Consider the following 17,934-nt stretch of genomic DNA (forward strand, 5'->3'; position numbering starts at 1 on the left):
GTCTGGAAGCGGCCAAGGTGAGCTACGCGCCCCTGCCGCCCGTCACCTCCGAGGAGGCGGCCCTCGCACCCGGCGCACCCCTCCTCCACGAGGAAGCCGCGCACAACACCCTGGTGGACGTCTCGCTCTTCGCCACGGACGGCATCGACGAGATCTTCGACACCGCGGCCTGCGTCGTGCACGTCACGTCGCGCACCGGCCGCCAGAACGCCCTCCCCCTGGAGACGCGCGGCGCCGTCGCGCACTGGGACGACCGCGAGGAACAGCTCCTCCTGCAGACCTGCACCCAAGTCCCGCACCAGGTACGGACGGTGGCCGCCCGCTGTCTGCGCCTGGACGAACGGGCGGTGCGGGTCGTGGTGCCCGACATGGGCGGCGGCTTCGGCCAGAAATGCGTCGTCGGACGCGAGGAGATAGCCGCGGCCGCCGCCGCGCTGCGCCTGCGCAGGCCGGTGAAGTGGATCGAGGACCGCAAGGACGCCCTGTCCGCCTCCTTCCTCGCCCGCGAACAGCACTACGACGTGCGCGCCGCCTTCGACGAGGAGGGTCGGATCCTGGGCCTGGACGCCGATGTGGTGTGCGACATGGGCGCCTACTCCTGCTATCCGTTCACTGCGGGCATCGAACCGCTGATGGCGTCGGCCGAGATGCCCGGCGTCTACAAGGTGCCCGCCTACCGGGTGCGCGGCCGGGCGGTCACCACCAACAAGGCGCCCACCGCTCCGTATCGCGGGGTGAGCCGTCCGCAGTACGTGATGGTGGTGGAGCGCCTCTTCGAGCGGGCCGCCCGTGAACTGGCCCTGGATGCCGTCGAGATCCGCCGCCGCAACGTCATCACCGAGTTCCCCTACACCGGCGTCAACGGCATCACGTACGACCCGGGCTCCTACCTGGAGTCCCTGGACCTGTGCGAGCGGCTCGTCAAGGACGAGGGCTGGTACGAGAAGCGCTCGCAGGCGGCGGCGCGCGGGCGGCACATCGGCATCGGCTACGCCTGCTTCAGCGAACGCACCGGGTACGGCTCCAAGGCGTTCGCCCAGCGCAAGATGCGGGTCGTCCCCGGCTTCGACATCTCCGAGGTCCGGATGGACACCAGCGGCGCGGTGACCGTCACCACCGGCACGATGAGCCACGGGCAGAGCCACGAGACGACGATGGCGCAGATCGTCTCCGACGAACTGGGCCTGGATATCGGCAAGGTGAAACTCCATCAGGGTGACACCGAGCGCATCACCTACGGCTGGGGCACCTTCGCGAGCCGCTCCATCACGGTGGGCGGCAGCGCGGTGCGCCGCGCGGCGGCGAAGCTCGGCGAGAAGCTGCGCCGGATCGCGGCTGCGCGCTGGCAGGCCGGCCCCGACGAGGTGGAGATCACGGTCGGTGGCGTGCGGCACCGGCGTGACGGCAGGCTGCTCACCTACGCCGAGCTGGCCGATGTCGCCTATCTCCGGGCGCACTTGCTGCCCAAGGACATCGAGCCGGGCCTGAGCGCCACCGCCACGTTCGACGTCTTCAACGACGGCACCTTCTCCAACGCCACCCACGGCGTGGTCGTCGAACTCCACGAAGGCACCGGGCAGGTGGAGATCCTGCGCTACGTCTGCGTGGAGGACTGCGGGGTGGCGATCAATCCGCAGGTCGTGGAGGGGCAGTGCCGGGGCGGTATCGCGCAGGGCATCGCCGGAGCGCTCTTCGAGCAGGTGACGTACGACGCGCAGGGCGAACCGTCGGCGACCAGCTTCATGGACTACAAGGTGCCCACCGCCCACGAGATCCCCGACGTGCTGATCCACCACCTGGAGACGCCGTGCGCGTTCACCGAGACCGGCGCGAAGGGCGCGGGCGAGGGCGGCACGATCGGGGCGCCGGCCGCCGTGCTCAACGCCGTCAACGACGCGCTCCGGCCCACGGGCGTCGAACTCGACCACACCCCCGTCACCCCGGAGACGGTGCACCGCGCCCTGAACCTGGAGCTGTCCTCATGACCGACACCAGCGGCCTGACCCACACCGGCAGCACCTGCGACCCGCTGCTGCTCACCCTCGACGTCAACGGCCTGCGGCACGAAGTGATCACCGAGCCGCGCCGCACCCTGGTGGACGTGCTCCGGCACGATCTGCGCCTGACCGGCACCCACGTCGGCTGCGAGCACGGCATCTGCGGCGCGTGCACGGTCCTGGTCGACGACCGGCCCGTACGGGCGTGTCTGATGTTCGCGGCGCAGGCCGAGGGAGCCCGGATCCGGACCGTCGAGTCACTGTCGGACGGTCCCGAACTGAGCGATCTCCAGGCGGCGTTCAGCGAACACCACGGATTGCAGTGCGGCTTCTGCACCCCCGGCTTCCTGATGCTCGCCGAGGGATTCCTCGCCGAGCGGCCCGAGGCGACCAAGGACGAGATCCGTGAGGTCGTCGCCGCCAATCTCTGCCGGTGCACCGGCTACCAGACCATCGTCGAGGCGATCGACGGATGCGCCGTCGCCCGGCGCTGCCCCAAGGAGTGCTGATGCAGCTCACCAACTCGGTCCCGGTCAAAGCCTCGCCGGACGAGGTCTTCGCCCTGATGAACGACGTCGAGCGGGTCGCCTCGTGCATGCCGGGCGCCGCGCTCGACGGACGCGAGGGGGACGCCTGGCAGGGCTCCGTCAAGATCAAGGTCGGCCCGATCAGCGCCGCGTACGCCGGTACGGTCCGCTTCCTCGAGGTCGACCCGCAGGGGCGGCGGCTCCGGGTCCAGGCGCGCGGGGCCGACACCCACGGGAGCGGCGACGCGGAGGCCGAGGTCGCGCTCGACGTGCTCGCGGCGCCGGAGGGCGCGCTGCTCCAGATCTCCACGGATCTGCTGATCCGCGGCAAGATCGCGCAGTTCGGGAAGGGCGCCATCGCGACGGTCTCCGACCGCATCCTCCAGCAGTTCGCGCAGAACCTGGGGAGCCTGCTCGACCAGGACCGGTCACCGGCCGCTCCGGCCGGCCTTCCCTCCACGGCTCCCCGCGCCGCCGCCGGCCCCGCAGCCCCGGCACAGGACGAACTCGACGGTCTCTCCATGCTGCTCGGTCCGGCCGCCGCCAAGTACGGCGTGGTCGCGGGAGCCTTCGCCTTCGGCCTCTTCGAGGGCTGGCTTCTGGGCCGGCTCGGCGCACAGGCAAGGGAGTTGCGCGCGCTGAGGAGGGCATCGTGACCTACGGCCAGGAGACCGACCGCACCTACGAACGAGCCGGATTCGGCGCCCCCGTACGCAGGGGCAGCCGCCCCGCGATCCTGGTCGTCGACCTCACCCGCGGCTTCACCGAGGACGGCTTCCCCTCGGGCGCGGACCTGACCGACGTGGTGGGCGCGGTCGGCGAGCTGATCGACAGCGGACGCCCGGCAGGCGTGCCCGTCATCTTCACCGCGATCTCCTACACCCCCGCCGAGGCCACCGGCGACGCCGTCACCTGGCTGCACAAGGCGCAGGGCATGCGATCCCTGGTCGAGGGCAGCGAGGAGGTGGCGCTCGATCCCCGACTCCTCCGCGAACCGCAGGACTTGATGGTGGTGAAGAAGGGCGCTTCGGCCTTCTTCGGCACCTCGCTCGCCGCCCTGCTCACCGGTCTGGGCTGCGACACGGTCCTGGTGTGCGGGGCGACGACCAGCGGCTGCGTACGGGCTACGGCGGTCGATGCCGTGCAGAGCGGGTTCTCGGTGCTCGTGCCGCGCGCGTGCGTCGGCGATCGTGCGGCCGGACCGCACGAGGCGAGTCTCTTCGACATCCAGGCCAAGTACGGCGACGTCATCGACCTCAAGGAATCGACCGCCTACCTCGAAGCCCTCTCCAGGAGGAACGCATGACCCCGCCCGACCGCTGCCTGCCGCAGTCGGCCCTCGCCGACCTGGCCGACATCCCCGCCACCAGCCGCTGGGTCCGCTCGGGCGCCACGCGCCTGCACGTCCTGGACTACGGCGGCCCCGGCGTCCCGCTTCTCGTCCTGCCCGGCATCACGAGCCCCGCCGTCACGATGGACTTCGTGGTACGCGAACTGGTCGATGAGGTAAGGCCGTTGGTGCTCGACGTCCGGGGGCGCGGGCTCTCCGACGGCGGCGGCTCCTACGCACTGGAGGAGTACGCCGAGGACGTCGAAGCCGTCGTCACGGGGCTCGGCCTCGACCGCCCCGTCCTGTTCGGGCACTCCATGGGCGCGCGCATCGCCGCGGTGACCGCGGTCCGCGGCAAGGTCGCGCTGCGCGGCACGGTGCTGGGCGACCCGCCGATGAGCGGCCCCGGACGCGGGCCCTATCCGACACCGCTGGCGGCCTTCCTCGACCAGATGGCGCAGGCCACGCGCGGCACCGACGCCGACGAGGTGGCCCTGGCCTGGCCGCGCTGGCCGCGCAGGGAGCAGGAGCTGCGGGCCCGCTGGCTCGCGAGCTGCGACGCGGAGGCGGTCAGGGCCACGCACCGCGGCTTCGAGTCCGAGGACTTCTTCGACTGGTGGCCCTCCGTGCCGGGCCCCACGGCACTCCTGTACGGCGCGGACAGCCCCGTCGTCACCGCGGCGGGCGCCGCCGAGGCCGCGCGGCTGCACCCCGCGGCCGTGCTCCGCGGCGTCCCGGACGCCGGTCACATGCTGTTCTGGGACAGCAGCAGCGCCGCCGTGGCCGCCCTGCGCGAGGCGCTGCGCCCGATGCTGACCTGACGGTCCGAACCGATCAATACCCGTGCTTAAGTGGGCCCCATGGCTGACGAAACCTCCACCACGACGGCTGCGACGGCCGCCACGTCCGGGCAGCCCGGGCCGCCCGCCGCCCTCACGGCCGCCCCCGGATACCAGGTCCGGCGCCTGTACCAGGCCTATCTCGCGGTCTGGATCCGCGCGGTGGACCCGACACTCACCGGGCCGCAGTTCGCCGTCCTTCAGGCGGTGGACGCCTCGCCCGGCCGCGACCAGCGGTCGATGGCGTCGGCGGTGGCCCTGGACACGTCGACGATGGCGGACGTGGCGCGCCGACTGGAGAACCGGGGGCTGCTTCTGCGCAGGACGGCCGCCGACGACGGCCGCCGCAAGCTGCTCTATCTGACCGAGGAGGGTGAGCGCACCCTCCACGACTCCAACCGTCGCGCCCGTGAGCTCGACGAGCGGCTCCTGGAGCCGTTCGGCGCCGAGCGGCGCGAAGAAGTCATGCATCTCCTCACGTCCCTCGCCGATCACTGGGAGGGGCTGACCGAGGACTCATAGCCGTACGCATCGCCGTACGAGAACATCCGGAGGATCCCGTGGCAGTGACCGCGACGACAGCGACCGACCACCACATCGGCATGATCGTGCCCAGCTCGAATCTGACGATGGAGACGGAGCTGCCGCGGATGCTGCGCGACCGCGAGTCCGTGGCGCCGCAGGACCGGTTCGTCTTCCACAGCAGCCGGATGCGCATGAAGCACGTGACGCCCGAGCAGCTGAAGGCGATGAACGCGCAGACCGAGCGCGCCGCGCTCGAACTCGCCGATGCCAGGCCCGATGTGGTCGCCACCGCCTGCCTGGTCGCGATCATGGCGCAGGGGCCGGGACACCACTGCACGGCGGAGGACGAGATCACCGCGGCCCTGCGCTCCGAGGGCGCACTGGCGCCGGTGGTCTCCAGCGCGGGCGCCCTGCTCGACGGCATCAAGGCGCTCGGAGCCTCGCGGGTCGCGATCATCACCCCGTACATGAAGCCCCTGACGCGCCTTGTGGCGGACTACATCGAGGACACCGGGGTCGAGGTCGTGGACGCGCTCAGCCTGGAGGTGCCGGACAATCTGGCGGTCGCCCGGCTCGACCCCGCCGACCTGCGCGAGCACTGGCGGCGCGTGGACCTGCGCCGCGCGGACGCGCTCGTCCTCTCGGCCTGTGTGCAGATGCCTTCGCTGGCGTCGGTCCAGGCGGTGGAGGACACGGCGGGGCTGCCCGTCCTGTCGGCGGCCACCGCGACGGCCTACCGGATCCTGACCGAGCTGGGCGTGGAGCCACATGTGCCGGGCGCGGGCAGCCTGCTGCGGGGCCCGGGTGGTTCTTGAGCGCGGTGGGCCGAGCGGGCACGATGGCCACCAGCACGCGAAGGCCGTCTGAACGCCCGCCGATCTTCTGGGAGTTGACGCATGACCGCGATCCCGCCGCCCGCCACGCACCCGATCGACACCAGCAAGGCACATCCAGCCCGGGTCTACGACTGGTACCTGGGCGGCGAGGACCACTACCCGGTGGACGTGGAGCTCGGGCAGCAGATCGTGTCGCTCGAACCGCAGGCCAAGTACTACGCCCGGCACAACCGGTGGTTCATGCAGCGCGCCACGCGCCATCTGGTGGGCCAGGCCGGGATACGCCAGTTTCTGGACATCGGCGCCGGTATCCCCACCGAGCCGAACCTCCACCGCATCGCCCAGTCCGCCGCCCCCGAGGCCCGCGTGGTGTACGTGGACAACGACCCGACCGTGCTTGCGCACGCGGAGGCGCTGCTGCGGGGGACGCCCGAGGGGGCGACGGAGTTCCTCCAGGCGGACGCCCGCGAGCCGGACAAGATCCTCGAACAGGCCGAGGGCGTACTGGACTTCAGCGAACCGGTGGCTGTTTCGCTGAACGCGCTGCTGCACTTCGTCAGCGACGAGGAGGGTGCGTACGACGTCGTGAACGTGCTCGTCGCCGCTCTCGCGCCGGGCAGCCATCTGGTCCTGTCCCAGATCTCGTCCGACTTCGATCCGGTGCGGACACGGCAGGCGGTGGACATGTACAAGGCGGGCGGCGTCACGCTCGTGCCGCGTGCGCGGGGCGAGGTGGAGCGGTTCTTCGAGGGCCTTGAACTGCTCGAACCCGGTATCGGCTGGCTGCCGGACTGGCATCCGGAACTCGGCGTCGACGAGGTCAGGAACGGGACGCCGGTGTCGATGTACGCGGGGGTGGCACGCAAGCCGTAGGACCAGTGCACGGGATGTCTGAAATCGCCCTGCGCCGGGCCGGTTGACGGCAGGCTTGGCGCGGGCCCCCGGCAACGGTGCCGCACCCATGGGGCAGGATGACGCTCGCGCCGGACCGCGAACATGTGTCCGGTGCGCCCGCACACCTGGAGAATGAACTGATGGAGCGAGCCCTCACATGGCACGACCTGATCACCGCCGGAATAGCGGTGGCCGTAGGCATCGCGGCGGGTCTGCTGCTGCGCATGATCCTGCGGTGGCTCGGTGAGCGGGCCAGCCGCACCCGGTGGAGCGGCGACGACGTCATCGTCGACGCCGTGCGCACGCTGGTCCCCTGCGCGGCGATCACCGCCGGCGCGGCCGTCGCCGCGGCGGCGCTCCCGCTGACGCCGAGGACCGGCCGCAACGTCTCGATGACGCTGACGGCCCTGCTCGTCCTCGCCGCGACGCTGACGGCGGCCCGCGTGGTCACCACCCTGGTCAAGTCCGTCGCGCAGTCCCGGTCGGGCGTCGCGGGCTCGGCGACGATCTTCGTCAACATCACCCGTGTCGTCGTGCTCGCGATGGGCTTCCTCGTCGTCCTGCAGACGCTCGGCGTCTCCATCGCCCCGCTGCTCACGGCCCTGGGCGTCGGCGGTCTCGCGGTGGCCCTGGCCCTCCAGGACACCCTGGCCAACCTCTTCGCGGGCGTGCACATCCTCGCCGCGAAGACGGTGCAGCCGGGCGACTACATCAAGCTCAGCAGCGGCGAGGAGGGCTACGTCGTCGACATCAACTGGCGCAACACGGTGGTGCGTCAGCTGTCGAACAACCTCGTCATCATCCCCAACGCCCAGCTCGCGGGCACGAACATGACCAACTTCAGCCGCCCCGAGCAGGACCTGTCCATCATGGTCCAGGTCGGTGTCAGCTACGACAGTGATCTGGAGCAGGTCGAGCGGATCACCACCGAGGTCGTGGAGAGCGTCATGAAGGACGTCGACGGCGCCCTTCCCGAGCACGAACCCGCCGTGCGCTTCCACACCTTCGGCGACTCCAGGATCAGCTTCACGGTGATACTGGGCGTGGGCGAGTTCAGCGACCAGTACCGCATCAAGCACGAGTTCATCAAGCAGCTCCACCAGCGCTACCGCGCCGAGGGCATCCGGGTGCCCGCCCCGGTCAGGACGGTGAACGTCCAGCAGGGCGAGCTGCCGCCGGGCCTGATCCCGCATCAGCGGGAGGCCGCGGCACCGGTGACGAAGCCGGTGCCGTGACCCGCGCACGGATCAGCGCTTGATCTCCTTGATCTTCAGCATGCGGGTGATGACCTTGTCGAGCTCCTCGTCGTCGAAGACCTTCTTCCAGTCCTCGCGCACGATCGACTCACGGCCGTAGTCCATCGCGATCAGGCAGGCGTCGGAGAACGGGTTGGAGCCCTTGAGGGTGTTGGCGAGCGCCACCTGGGTGTGGCCCAGCAGCATCGCGCGGGCGGCCTTCTCCGGGACGCCGACGGTGTGCACGGTCTCGTGCAGCGCCTCGGTGAGCAGCGCGCCGACCATGCAAGCGATGGTCTCCACGAGGGTCGGCTCCAGGACGGCGAGCTGCTTGACGCTCACCCAGTGCACGTCGACGACCGGCGCGTACATCACGCGGATCACCGAGTCGGCGAGTTCGCGCTTGTCCTCGTCGCCGCCTTCGTAGGCGGCGACGACCTCCTGGGGCGCGGCGATCCCGCCGAAGGTGTCCTGCCACTCCTCCTTGGTGGTGCGCTCCAGGAAGACGGACGGGTGGCAGGGGTGGGCGCACGCGTAGTGGACGTCGTCGCGCTCGAAGAGCAGGCCCGCGTAGGCGGCGGCCGGGTCGAGGGTGAGGACGACGGCGCCCGGCCGCATCAGCGGGACGAGTTCGGCGGAGACGGTGCCGAGCACGACGTCCGGGACGGCGAGGATCACGACGTCCGCCTCCGCGACGGCGTCGGCGGACCCGGTCAGTTCGCGGCCGAGGCCGCGGATGAGCTCCTGGCCCTTGGCGGACGCCTCGGAGAAGAGGACCCGGAAGTCGCTCTTCACCAGGTTGTCGGAGACACGCTGGCCCATCTTGCCGGCGGCCCCGATGACGGCGACGGTCTGCACGTCGACCTCGGTGTTGATCTCGGTGGCCATTACTCGCTCCTCAGAAGTGTGCTGATGCTGTGTTGCGTCCACTGGTCTTCGAGCCGGGCGGTGGCGTCGAAGCCGCCGTCCTGCCACGGGAGCCAGTGCTCCACGATCTGGTTCACGCCGGGGGCGCCCGGTGCGCGGGCCTCCTCGACCGCGGCGATCATGCCGTCGTGGTCGAGGAGGCCGGTGCCGAGCGGGGCGCCGGCGTAGGTGAAGCCGACCCAGCCGTCGCGGCGGGTGAAGGCGAAGTCCTTGACGTGGATGTTCACGACGTACGGCGCGGTGGCCGCGACCACGTCGGCGGGGCGCTCCAGGCGGGCCACGCTGTTGCCGGGGTCCAGGACGACGCCGAGGCGGGGGCTTGCGACACCGCGGACGACGGTGAGGAGGTCGTCCGTGGAGACCTGCTCGTACGTCTCCAGGCCGAGCGTCACTCCGGCTGTTTCGTACGCGGGCACGGACTCGCCGAGCAGCGCGACGGCCTCGGCGGGTGTGGGCCGGTGGGTGGCGGTGTTCATCATGGAGCGGACGAGCGTGACGCCCAACTGCCCCGCGATGGCCAGGTATTTGAGCAGGTGGTCCGGTCGTACGCCGCGGGTTCCGAGCTCCAGCTCGAGGCCGAGGTCGTCGGCGAGGGCGCGGACCTCGGCGAGCTGCGCCGCGTCGTAGGTCTCGATCTCGGGGTAGTCGCAGATCTGGAAGACCTCGCCGCCCAGGGCGCGGGTGTCGCGCAGCATGTCCGGCAGCGTCATGGGGCGCGGGGCGCGCTCGGAGATGCGCCAGAAGTAGGCGTAGGTGCTGATGCCGTAGGCCATCACGCCACCTGCGCGCGGGAGCTGTCGAGCACCTCGTCGAGGATGGACTCGACGGCGGCCGGGTCGTGGGCGAAGCGGCCCAGGAAGAGGCCGCCGACGTCCGGGCCGAGGCGGGTGAGCAGGCCGGGGCCCGCGCTGCCGCCGTAGATGACGGTCGAGCCGGTGTGCGCGGGGTGCTCGTCGAGCCAGCGGGTCAGGGCCGCGCACACCGTGGTGATGTGCGCGGCGGACGCGGGCTCGGCGGCGCCGATCGCCCACTGCGGCTCGTAGGCGAGGACGACTTCGCCGGTGGCTCCGTGCAGCAGCCGTTCGGCTTCGGCGACGGTGCGGCGGGCTGCCTCGTCCGGGGTGACGGGGTCGAGTTCGCCGACGCAGAGCACCGGCGTGAGGCCGTTGCGCAGGGCGGCGGCCGTCTTGGCCGCGACGACGGTGTCGCCCTCGCCGTAGAGGCGGCGGCGCTCGGCATGGCCGACCTCGGCGTAACGGCAGCCGATCTCCTTGAGGGAGGGACCCGAGACCTCACCGGTGTAGGGGCCGGCGTCCTCGGTGGCGATGTCCTGGGCGCCGACCGCGACGCCGGACCCGGCCAGGATCCCGGCGACCGGGACGATCGCGGGGAACGCGGGCAGGACGAAGAGGCGGGCCGCGCCGCCGGTGACGGCCGGGTGCAGGTCGGCCGTGCGGGCCAGGCGGCGGGCCCAGTTGAGGGTCTGGGTGTGCCCGAAGTACATCTTCAGGCTCACGCCGATGGTGACCGGGCGGGACGGCATCAGGCGGCCTCGTAGTCGCTCATCAGCTGCACCTTGGCGGCGGACGGCGAGGTCTCGTCGAAGCGGTAGGTCAGCCACTCGGCGGCGAGGCGGCGGGCCAGTTCGATGCCGACGACACGCTGCCCAAAGGTGAGCACCTGGGCGTTGTTGGAGAGGATCGCGCGCTCCACGGAGAACGAGTCGTGCGCGGTGACCGCCCGTACCCCCTTGACCTTGTTGGCGGCGATCGCGACGCCGAGCCCGGTGCCGCACACCAGGAGGGCGCGGTCGGCCTCGCCGCGCGCGATCATCTCGGCGGCGGCGATGGCGACCTTGGGGTAGGCGGTGTGCCCGTCGGCGTCCACGCCCACGTCGGTGACGGACGCGACCAGGTCACTGCCCCTCAGGTCCTGCTTGAGGGCTTCCTTGTACTGGTAGCCGGCGTCGTCGCAGCCGACGACGACACGGAGCTTCTCGGTCATGGCTCTTTTCCTTAACTGCGGTGGTGGTGACGCTCAGCTGCGGTGGGTGAGAACGCCGTGCACGGCGCGGGCGATCAGGGCGAGGGAGTGGGCGCCCGCGTCGACGGTGCCCAGGGACTTCTCGGCGTGCGGCCGTGCGCGGCCCATCCGGGGCAGGAGCCGCGCCGTGTCCCTGGCTGCTTGCTCGGCGGCGGTGGCGGCGGCGTCCCACGCGGTGGCGAGGTCGGCACCGGCGGTGACCTGCGCGCCGAGGGTCTCGGCGAGCGGCACCAGGACGTCGACCATCGTCTTGTCGCCCACCTGCGCGCCGCCGAGCGCCGTCACGCCCTCGGAGGCTTCTCGTACGCCGTGCGCGAGGGCGGCGGCGTCGGGGCGCGCGGTGTCGCCGAGCGCGGCGCCGACGGACCGCAGGATCACGCCCCACAGGGCGCCGGACGTGCCGCCCGCCTTGTCGGCCCAGGCGTCGCCCGCGAGGGTCAGCAGGGACTGCGCTCCGGCGCCCGACTCCTTGGCCCGCGCGGCTGCTTCACAGGCGCCGAGCGAGCCGCGCCGCATGCCGATGCCGTGGTCCCCGTCGCCCGCGACGGCGTCGATGCGGCCGAGTTCACCGGCGTGCTCCTCGACGGTGTCCCTGATGGCCCGCAAGGCTTCGAGGGCGGTGGCGGCGGCGCGGCGGGAGGCGTCGGTGGCTTCGGGCAGGACGGCGTCGCTGACGTAGATGTCGTCGAGACCGCTCTCGTCCCCGTCCTGGTACGAGGTGTCGCCGGCGGGGGCGGTGACCGTGCCCTTGCGGTACGCGGGGGTGTCGGCGGGGGCCGTCCACAGTGCTTCGAGTTCGTCGTCGAGCCAGGTCAGGGTGAGCGAGACGCCCGCCATGTCGAAGCTGGTGACCAGCTCGCCGACCTCGGGTTCGACGGGTTCGACGCCCGCTTCGGCGAGGAGCGAGGCGACCCTGCGATAGACGACGAACAGCTCCTCGTACTTCACGGAGCCCAGGCCGTTGAGGATGACGGCGGCGCGCTGCCCCCGCAACTCCTGTATTCCTTCCGGGAGTTCCTTGAGGAGCGTGGAGACGAGCAGTTCGGCGGCCTCGTCCGCGCTCGGCACGGGCCGCTCGTCGATGCCGGGTTCGCCGTGGATGCCGAGGCCGACGGCCATCCGCCCCCCGGGGACGGTGAACAGGGGTTCTTCGGCGCCGGGCAGGGTGCAGCCGGAGAAGGCGATGCCGAAGGAGCGGGTACGGGAGTTCGCGTGCTCGGCGACACGGACCACCCCGGCCAGCGGGTGGCCCTGTTCCGCTGCCGCGGCGGCCGCCTTGAAGACGGGCAGGTCGCCCGCGATGCCGCGCCGCCTGGCCGACTCCTCGGGGTCGGCGCTTGCCACGTCGTCGGTGACGGCGACGGCAGAGGTGTCGATGCCCTCGCCCCGCAGCCGCTCGGCCGCCTGGCCGAAGTGCAGGACGTCGCCCGCGTAGTTGCCGTACATGAGGAGCACCCCGCCGCCGCGGTGGGCGGCCTTGGCGACGTTGCGTATCTGCTGGGCGGAGGGCGAGGCGAAGACGTTGCCGACGGCGGCTCCGTGGGCGAGGCCCTGGCCGACCAGGCCGGAGAAGGCCGGGTAGTGGCCGGAGCCGCCGCCGATGACGACCGCGACCTGGCCGGGTGTCCCCGGCGTCGCGCGGACGACGCCGCCCGGCACGGAGCGCACCCAGCGGGCGTGGGCCGCGGTGAACCCTTCGAGCGCCTCGTCGGCGAATGCGGCGGGGTCGTTGTGCAGGCGGGTCATCGCTTGGCCTCCGTCGGCTCGTGGACTGCCGGCTCTGCGTCGGCCCCGCCGCGGGCGCCGAGCCGGATCATCAGGGCGGCGGAGAGCAGCATGAAGAAGCCGACGAGGTAGAGCGGCAGGTAGTAGGCGCCGCTCAGGTCCTTCAGCCAGCCGGTGATGTAGCTGGAGGCGAAGCCCGCGATGTTGCCCGCGGTGTTGATCAGGGCGATGCCCGCCGCCGCGGCGGCGCCGGTGAGGAACCGGGACGGCACCGACCAGAAGACCGGCAGGGCGGCGAAGATCGCACACGCGGTGACGGTGATGACGGCGACGGTGGCCGTGGGCGAGCCCATGTAGAGGGCCGGCGGGATGGTGACGCCGCCGACGACCGCGGGCCCCGCGATGTGCCAGGTGCGGGTGCCCCTGCGGGTGGCGTGCCGCGTCCAGAAGTAGAGGACGATCGCCGCCGGGAGGTAGGGGATCGCAGTGATCCAGGCCTTGTCCATCACGCTGAACGTGGTGCCGTACTGGTCCTGGAAGCCGTTGATGATGGTCGGCAGGAAGAACGCGAGGGCGTAGAGGCCGTAGATGAAGCCGAAGTAGACGACGGCGAGGGTCCAGACGCGGCCGTTGGTGAACGCGGCCTTCAGGTCGCCCTTGGCGTGCTTGCCTTCAGGGCTCTCGTGGCCGGTCTTCCGGGCGTTCTCCGCGGCCAGTTCCCCGGTGAGCCAGGTCTTCTCCTCCGGGGTGAGCCACTTGGCATCGGCCGGGCGGTCGATCAGATAGAACCAGGCGATGACGCCGAGCAGGATCGCGGGGACGGAGACGAAGAGGAACATCACGCGCCAGCCCTCGAGGCCGAACAGGCCGTGGTGGCCGATCAGCCAGCCCGCGAGCGGGGCGCCGAAGACCGTGGTCAGCGGCTGGGCCAGATAGAAGAGGCCGAGGATCTTGGTGCGGTGGCGGCTGGGCACCCACTGGCTGAGGAAGAGGATCGCTCCGGGGAAGAAGCCGGCCTCCGCGACGCCGAGCAGGAAGCGCAGGGCGTAGAGCTCGGTGCTGCTGTTCACCCAGGTGAAGAGGAGCGATACGACGCCCCAGGTCACCATGATGCGGGCCAGCCAGCGACGGGCGCCGAAGCGGTGCAGGGCCATGTTGCTGGGGACTTCGAGAACGATGTATCCGAGGAAGAAGATCCCGGAGGCGAAGCCGAACTGCGCGGCGGTGAGCGCCAGGTCCTGGCCCATCCCGTTGGGTTCCGCGAAGGAGACGGCGGTGCGGTCCAGGTAGTTCACGAAGAACATCAGGGCCACGAAGGGAACGAGACGGGTCGAGACCTTCCTGATCGCCGATTTCTCGACGGCTTGTCTCGTCACCGGTGCTGCGGGGGGCGCTGCGCTGGCAGGCATGTGGCGACTCCTCGGCTCGCCGGACGGCTTTGTCCGGTCTGGGTCACTCTCGGCAGGCGGCGGGGGCAGCGGGGGCGGCCACGCCGGGGCCGGTCTGGAGTTCACGCTAGGCCCGATTTTCAAATTGGTCACCAATTTACCAAAGTGGCGAATGTCGCAGACGCCGGAGTCGTTGAACCCTTGACAAACAGCAGGCGGCGAGAGGTATACGGGCCCGCGGCGAGGACTCCCTGACCACCGGGTACGGCGGTCTGGTCTACTGGTGACCGTGACCAGTCAGCCCGATCAGCAGCAGCCGGATCTCGCCCAGCTCCTGCGCCCGGTGGTGCGCGAGTCCTCGGTCAGCGAGGTCGCCAAGCGCCTCCTCGACCACCTCTCCGCCGGGAACATCAAGCCGGGCACCCGGCTGCCCGCCGAACGCCAGCTCGCCGAGGCCCTTGGCGTCGCCCGCTCCAGCGTGCGCGGGGCACTGTCCGCGCTCGACGTCCTCGGCATCATCGAGATCAGGCCGGGCTCGGGCTCGTACGTCCGCGAGGGCACATCGGAGTTCCTGCCGCGCGCCATCAACTGGGGCCTGATGCTGGGCCAGCGGCGCACCCAGGACCTGGTCGAGGTGCGCACGTACATGGAGGGCGTCTCGGCGCGGCTCGCCGCCGAGCGGGCCGGCGAGGAGGATGTGCGGCGCCTGGAAGGGCACTTGGAGCGGATGCGGGAGGCAGGATCGGACGTCAAGGCGTTCGTCGACGCCGACATCGCCTTCCACCTGGAGACCGCGCACATCGCACGTAACTCCGTGCTCAGCGACATCCTGCACAGCATCCGCGCGCTGCTCCAGGTCTGGATGGAGCGGGCCGGCGACATCGAGGGCACCGTCAGCGGCACCTTGTGCGAGCACGGCGCGGTCCTGGACGCGATCCGCGCGGGCGACCCCGAAGCCGCGGACCGGGCGATGGCGGAGCACATGCGGATGGCGAACGTACGACTGCAGTCTTCGCTGGACGGCGAGGGGCGGTTCCCCGCGGGCCAGTAGCGGTTCCGCGCAGTTCCCCGCGCCCCTGATCAGACCCCCGTGCAGGTTCGGCTTTTTACGCGAACCGGTGGGGGCTTGTCGCGCAGTTCCCCGCGCCCCTTACGGGGCACGCAGCCCCCTGGCGTTCGCCAGGGGGCTGTTTGACATGTTCGGTGCGGGCAGATCATGATTCCATTAATTGTTTAATGGAATCGAGAGAGGCGCGCGTGGACATGACCTTCGCCGACCCCACCGGTGCCGCAGCCCCCTCGGGCGTGATCGCGCTCGAGGCCCGCGGCCTGGGCAAGCGTTATCGCCGCGGCTGGGCGCTGCGTGACTGTTCCTTCCGGGTGCCCGCCGGACGGATCTGTGGTCTCGTCGGCCCCAACGGCGCGGGAAAGAGCACCCTGTTGAGGCTCGCGACCCGCCTGGTGAACCCGACCGAGGGCGAACTGCGCCTCTTCGGCGTGCCCGCGGACGATCCGGCCGCGATGCCCCGCTACGCCTTCCTCTCCCAGGACAAGTCGCTGTTCAAGCGGTTCACCGTGGCCGACACGCTGCGCATGGGCAGCGAACTCAACCCCGGTTGGGACATGGCCGCCGCCGAGCGGATCGTGCGCTCCGGCAATGTCCCGATGGACGCCAAGGTGGGCACGCTCTCCGGAGGGCAGCGCACCCGCGTCGCGTTCGCGCTGGCCTTCGGCAAGCGGCCCGATCTGCTGCTGCTCGACGAGCCGATGGCCGACCTCGACCCGCTGGCCCGCGACGAGATGAGCTCGCTGCTCATGTCGGAGGCCGTCGAGCGCGGCACCACGGTGGTGATGTCCTCCCACATGCTCTCCGAGCTCGAGGACATGTGCGACTTCCTCCTGGTCGTCGCGGACGGCAGGATCCGGATGGCGGGCGACACCGAGGAGCTGATCCCGGCCCACGCCCTGGTGACCGGACTCGCTCCCGACGGCACACCGCCCGCCGACCTCTCCCCGCACACGGTGGTCGAATTCCGGCTCCAGGGACGGCAGTTCCGCGCCCTCCTGCGCCCGGACGGCCCGCTGGCCCCGGACTGGGAGGTCACCGAGCCGAGCCTGGAGGAAATCCTGCTCGCCCACCTCCGCGCACCGGACGCCGAGCCGCTGTTCACGCAATCCGCCCGCATCGAGGCCGAAGGAATCGCCGCCGCATGAGCACCAGCACACTGACCGAGCAGCCGGACACAGGGCGGTCGGCCAAGAAGCCGGGCCTGCTGCACGGGCTCACCTGGCTCGTCCTGCGCCAGCACCGCACCACGACGTGGATCATCGCCGCCCTGGTCGTGTTCGGCGCCGCCACCATCGTCTACCAGCGCGCCCAGATGGCCGACATGCTCGCCGGGATGGGCTGGCCGGGCAAGGACGTCAGCCTGACCTCGCCCCCGCGGAGCTACACCTACCTCACCCAGACCATCGGCGCGCTGCCCGTCGTCCTCGGCGTCTTCATCGGCGCCCCGCTGATCGCGGGCGACCAGGAGCACGGCACCGCGCAGCTGGTCACCACGCAGTCGGTGCCGCGCCGCCGCTGGCTCGCGGCCAAGCTGGTCTGGTGCCTGTCCCTCGTCCTGGTGTCGACCGCCGCGCTCGCCGCGCTGTTCACCTGGTGGTGGGAGCCCTATCGCGAACTCCTCTCGGTGGACTGGCTGTCGGGCGAGACGTTCGACAGCACGGGTCCGGTACCGACGGCGCTCGCCCTCTTCCTCACCACCTGCGGCATCGCGATCGGCATGCTGCTGCGCAGGGTGCTGCCCGCCATGCTGGCCACCTTCTTCTTCGCCGTGTTCGTACAGGTGGCCTGGGGCGAGTTCCGTGACCGTCTCGCCACCCCGCGCCTGGCCACGTATCCGCTGAACGGCGATGCGCCCGCCTTCCTCGACCACACGGTGGAGACGGACCGCTGGGTCGGCAGCGCGGACGGGCAGCTCTACGGCTGGGGCACGTGCGCCGAGCAGACCGAGAAGGCCACGAACGCCTGCATCAAGGAGCACGGCATCGTCAACAACGTGGTCGAGTACTTCGGCTACGACCAGATGCCGGGCATGCAGTGGACCGGCGCCGCCCTGCTGCTCGGCGCGACCGCCGTCCTGGCCGTCTTCGTCCTGTGGTGGGCGTCGCGGCGGCCCCTCTAGGGCGATCGGGACGGCAAGTACGTAAAGTGTCCGCAAACGAGCAGAGAGTGGGGACAGTGGTCGAATTCCGCATCGACCGGCGCAGCGGCGTGGCCACGTATCTCCAGATCGTGCGCCAGGTGGAACAGGCCCTGCGCATGGGCGCGTTGGTGGAGGGCGACCGGCTGCCCACGGCCGCGCAGGTCGCCGCGGCCACGAAGGTCAACCCGAACACGACGCTCAAGGCCTACCGCGAGCTGGAGCGGGCGGGCCTGGCGGAGGTCCGCCAGGGAGCGGGCACGTTCATCACCCGCTCCCTGGCCCGGCCGCAGGCGGGCCCGGACTCCCCCCTCCAGCAGTCCCTCGCGGAGTGGATGCGCCAGGCACGGTCCGAGGGGCTCACCGGGCAGGACGTCACGGCACTGTTCGAGGCCGTGCACGCGGCCACGTTCCGGGCCGGACCGGTCGGCTGAGGCAGATCGCCGCGGACCGCCCTCGACA

The 17,934-nt window shown here is 71.2% G+C and carries 19 protein-coding genes; 13 read left to right on the plus strand and 6 right to left on the minus strand.

Annotation, left to right across the window (positions count from 1 at the left end; translation table 11 throughout):
- From ACQKIP_RS07560 to ACQKIP_RS07600, 9 genes are all read left to right on the plus strand, one after another.
- Positions 1 to 1,985: xanthine dehydrogenase family protein molybdopterin-binding subunit (locus tag ACQKIP_RS07560; protein WP_427742462.1), on the plus strand; the 1,985-nt coding region annotated here is incomplete at its 5' end.
- Positions 1,982 to 2,506 carry a (2Fe-2S)-binding protein gene (locus ACQKIP_RS07565; RefSeq protein ID WP_365855039.1) on the plus strand — a complete coding sequence of 175 codons (525 nt, stop codon included), beginning with the start codon at positions 1,982 to 1,984 and terminating at the stop codon, positions 2,504 to 2,506. The genes ACQKIP_RS07560 and ACQKIP_RS07565, both read left to right, overlap by 4 nt.
- A complete protein-coding gene (locus ACQKIP_RS07570; RefSeq protein ID WP_365855041.1) occupies positions 2,506 to 3,180 on the plus strand; it encodes an SRPBCC family protein in 675 nt (224 codons plus the stop codon). Before ACQKIP_RS07565 ends, ACQKIP_RS07570 begins: the two co-directional genes overlap by 1 nt.
- Positions 3,177 to 3,830: an isochorismatase family protein gene (locus tag ACQKIP_RS07575; RefSeq protein ID WP_365855043.1), complete on the plus strand. Its 654-nt coding sequence runs from the start codon at positions 3,177 to 3,179 to the stop codon at positions 3,828 to 3,830. The genes ACQKIP_RS07570 and ACQKIP_RS07575 overlap by 4 nt, the downstream gene beginning before the upstream one ends.
- Complete coding sequence (locus ACQKIP_RS07580; protein ID WP_365855045.1) at positions 3,827 to 4,675, plus strand: alpha/beta fold hydrolase; 849 nt, start codon at positions 3,827 to 3,829, stop codon at positions 4,673 to 4,675. The genes ACQKIP_RS07575 and ACQKIP_RS07580 overlap by 4 nt, the downstream gene beginning before the upstream one ends.
- Positions 4,676 to 4,714: 39 nt before the next feature.
- Positions 4,715 to 5,215: a MarR family winged helix-turn-helix transcriptional regulator gene (locus ACQKIP_RS07585; protein ID WP_365855047.1), complete on the plus strand. Its 501-nt coding sequence runs from the start codon at positions 4,715 to 4,717 to the stop codon at positions 5,213 to 5,215.
- A gap of 80 nt (positions 5,216 to 5,295) precedes the next feature.
- A complete protein-coding gene (locus ACQKIP_RS07590; protein ID WP_365855781.1) occupies positions 5,296 to 6,033 on the plus strand; it encodes a maleate cis-trans isomerase family protein in 738 nt (245 codons plus the stop codon).
- A gap of 81 nt (positions 6,034 to 6,114) precedes the next feature.
- Complete coding sequence (locus ACQKIP_RS07595; protein WP_365855049.1) at positions 6,115 to 6,927, plus strand: SAM-dependent methyltransferase; 813 nt, start codon at positions 6,115 to 6,117, stop codon at positions 6,925 to 6,927.
- A gap of 161 nt (positions 6,928 to 7,088) precedes the next feature.
- A complete protein-coding gene (locus ACQKIP_RS07600) occupies positions 7,089 to 8,183 on the plus strand; it encodes a mechanosensitive ion channel family protein (RefSeq protein WP_365855052.1) in 1,095 nt (364 codons plus the stop codon).
- 12 nt (positions 8,184 to 8,195) lie between these two features.
- Here the strand turns inward: ACQKIP_RS07600 and ACQKIP_RS07605 are convergent, their stop codons facing one another.
- From ACQKIP_RS07605 to ACQKIP_RS07630, 6 genes are read right to left on the minus strand one after another with little or no spacing between them, the layout of a single operon-like run.
- Positions 8,196 to 9,071, minus strand: coding sequence for a phosphogluconate dehydrogenase C-terminal domain-containing protein (locus ACQKIP_RS07605; RefSeq protein WP_365855054.1), 876 nt, complete (start codon positions 9,069 to 9,071; stop codon positions 8,196 to 8,198).
- Positions 9,071 to 9,883, minus strand: coding sequence for a sugar phosphate isomerase/epimerase family protein (locus ACQKIP_RS07610; RefSeq protein WP_365855056.1), 813 nt, complete (start codon positions 9,881 to 9,883; stop codon positions 9,071 to 9,073). Before ACQKIP_RS07610 ends, ACQKIP_RS07605 begins: the two co-directional genes overlap by 1 nt.
- Positions 9,883 to 10,653, minus strand: coding sequence for a triose-phosphate isomerase family protein (locus ACQKIP_RS07615; protein WP_365855058.1), 771 nt, complete (start codon positions 10,651 to 10,653; stop codon positions 9,883 to 9,885). The genes ACQKIP_RS07610 and ACQKIP_RS07615 overlap by 1 nt, the downstream gene beginning before the upstream one ends.
- Positions 10,653 to 11,114 carry a ribose-5-phosphate isomerase gene (locus ACQKIP_RS07620; protein WP_361185680.1) on the minus strand — a complete coding sequence of 154 codons (462 nt, stop codon included), beginning with the start codon at positions 11,112 to 11,114 and terminating at the stop codon, positions 10,653 to 10,655. Before ACQKIP_RS07620 ends, ACQKIP_RS07615 begins: the two co-directional genes overlap by 1 nt.
- A 33-nt stretch (positions 11,115 to 11,147) precedes the next feature.
- A complete protein-coding gene (locus tag ACQKIP_RS07625; protein WP_365855060.1) occupies positions 11,148 to 12,899 on the minus strand; it encodes a dihydroxyacetone kinase family protein in 1,752 nt (583 codons plus the stop codon).
- Positions 12,896 to 14,287: an MFS transporter gene (locus tag ACQKIP_RS07630; protein ID WP_365855062.1), complete on the minus strand. Its 1,392-nt coding sequence runs from the start codon at positions 14,285 to 14,287 to the stop codon at positions 12,896 to 12,898. Before ACQKIP_RS07630 ends, ACQKIP_RS07625 begins: the two co-directional genes overlap by 4 nt.
- Positions 14,288 to 14,549: 262 nt before the next feature.
- On the opposite strand from ACQKIP_RS07630, the gene ACQKIP_RS07635 reads away from it, so the two are divergent.
- The 4 genes from ACQKIP_RS07635 (at position 14,550) to ACQKIP_RS07650 (ending at position 17,906) form a co-directional block, all read left to right on the plus strand.
- The gene (locus tag ACQKIP_RS07635) at positions 14,550 to 15,317 is read left to right on the plus strand and encodes a FadR/GntR family transcriptional regulator (RefSeq protein WP_365855064.1); all 768 of its coding nucleotides are present in this window, start codon (positions 14,550 to 14,552) and stop codon (positions 15,315 to 15,317) included.
- A 212-nt stretch (positions 15,318 to 15,529) separates the two neighbouring features.
- Complete coding sequence (locus tag ACQKIP_RS07640; RefSeq protein ID WP_365855783.1) at positions 15,530 to 16,480, plus strand: ABC transporter ATP-binding protein; 951 nt, start codon at positions 15,530 to 15,532, stop codon at positions 16,478 to 16,480.
- Positions 16,477 to 17,454 (plus strand): ABC transporter permease, encoded by a 978-nt coding sequence (locus ACQKIP_RS07645; RefSeq protein ID WP_365855066.1) that lies wholly within the window; start codon positions 16,477 to 16,479, stop codon positions 17,452 to 17,454. Before ACQKIP_RS07640 ends, ACQKIP_RS07645 begins: the two co-directional genes overlap by 4 nt.
- Before the next feature lie 47 nt (positions 17,455 to 17,501).
- Positions 17,502 to 17,906 (plus strand): GntR family transcriptional regulator, encoded by a 405-nt coding sequence (locus tag ACQKIP_RS07650; RefSeq protein ID WP_365855068.1) that lies wholly within the window; start codon positions 17,502 to 17,504, stop codon positions 17,904 to 17,906.
- The last annotated feature ends 28 nt before the right edge of the window (positions 17,907 to 17,934 follow it).

Source organism: Streptomyces sp. NPDC059900, assembly GCF_050270335.1.
Taxonomy (GTDB): Bacteria; Actinomycetota; Actinomycetes; order Streptomycetales; family Streptomycetaceae; genus Streptomyces.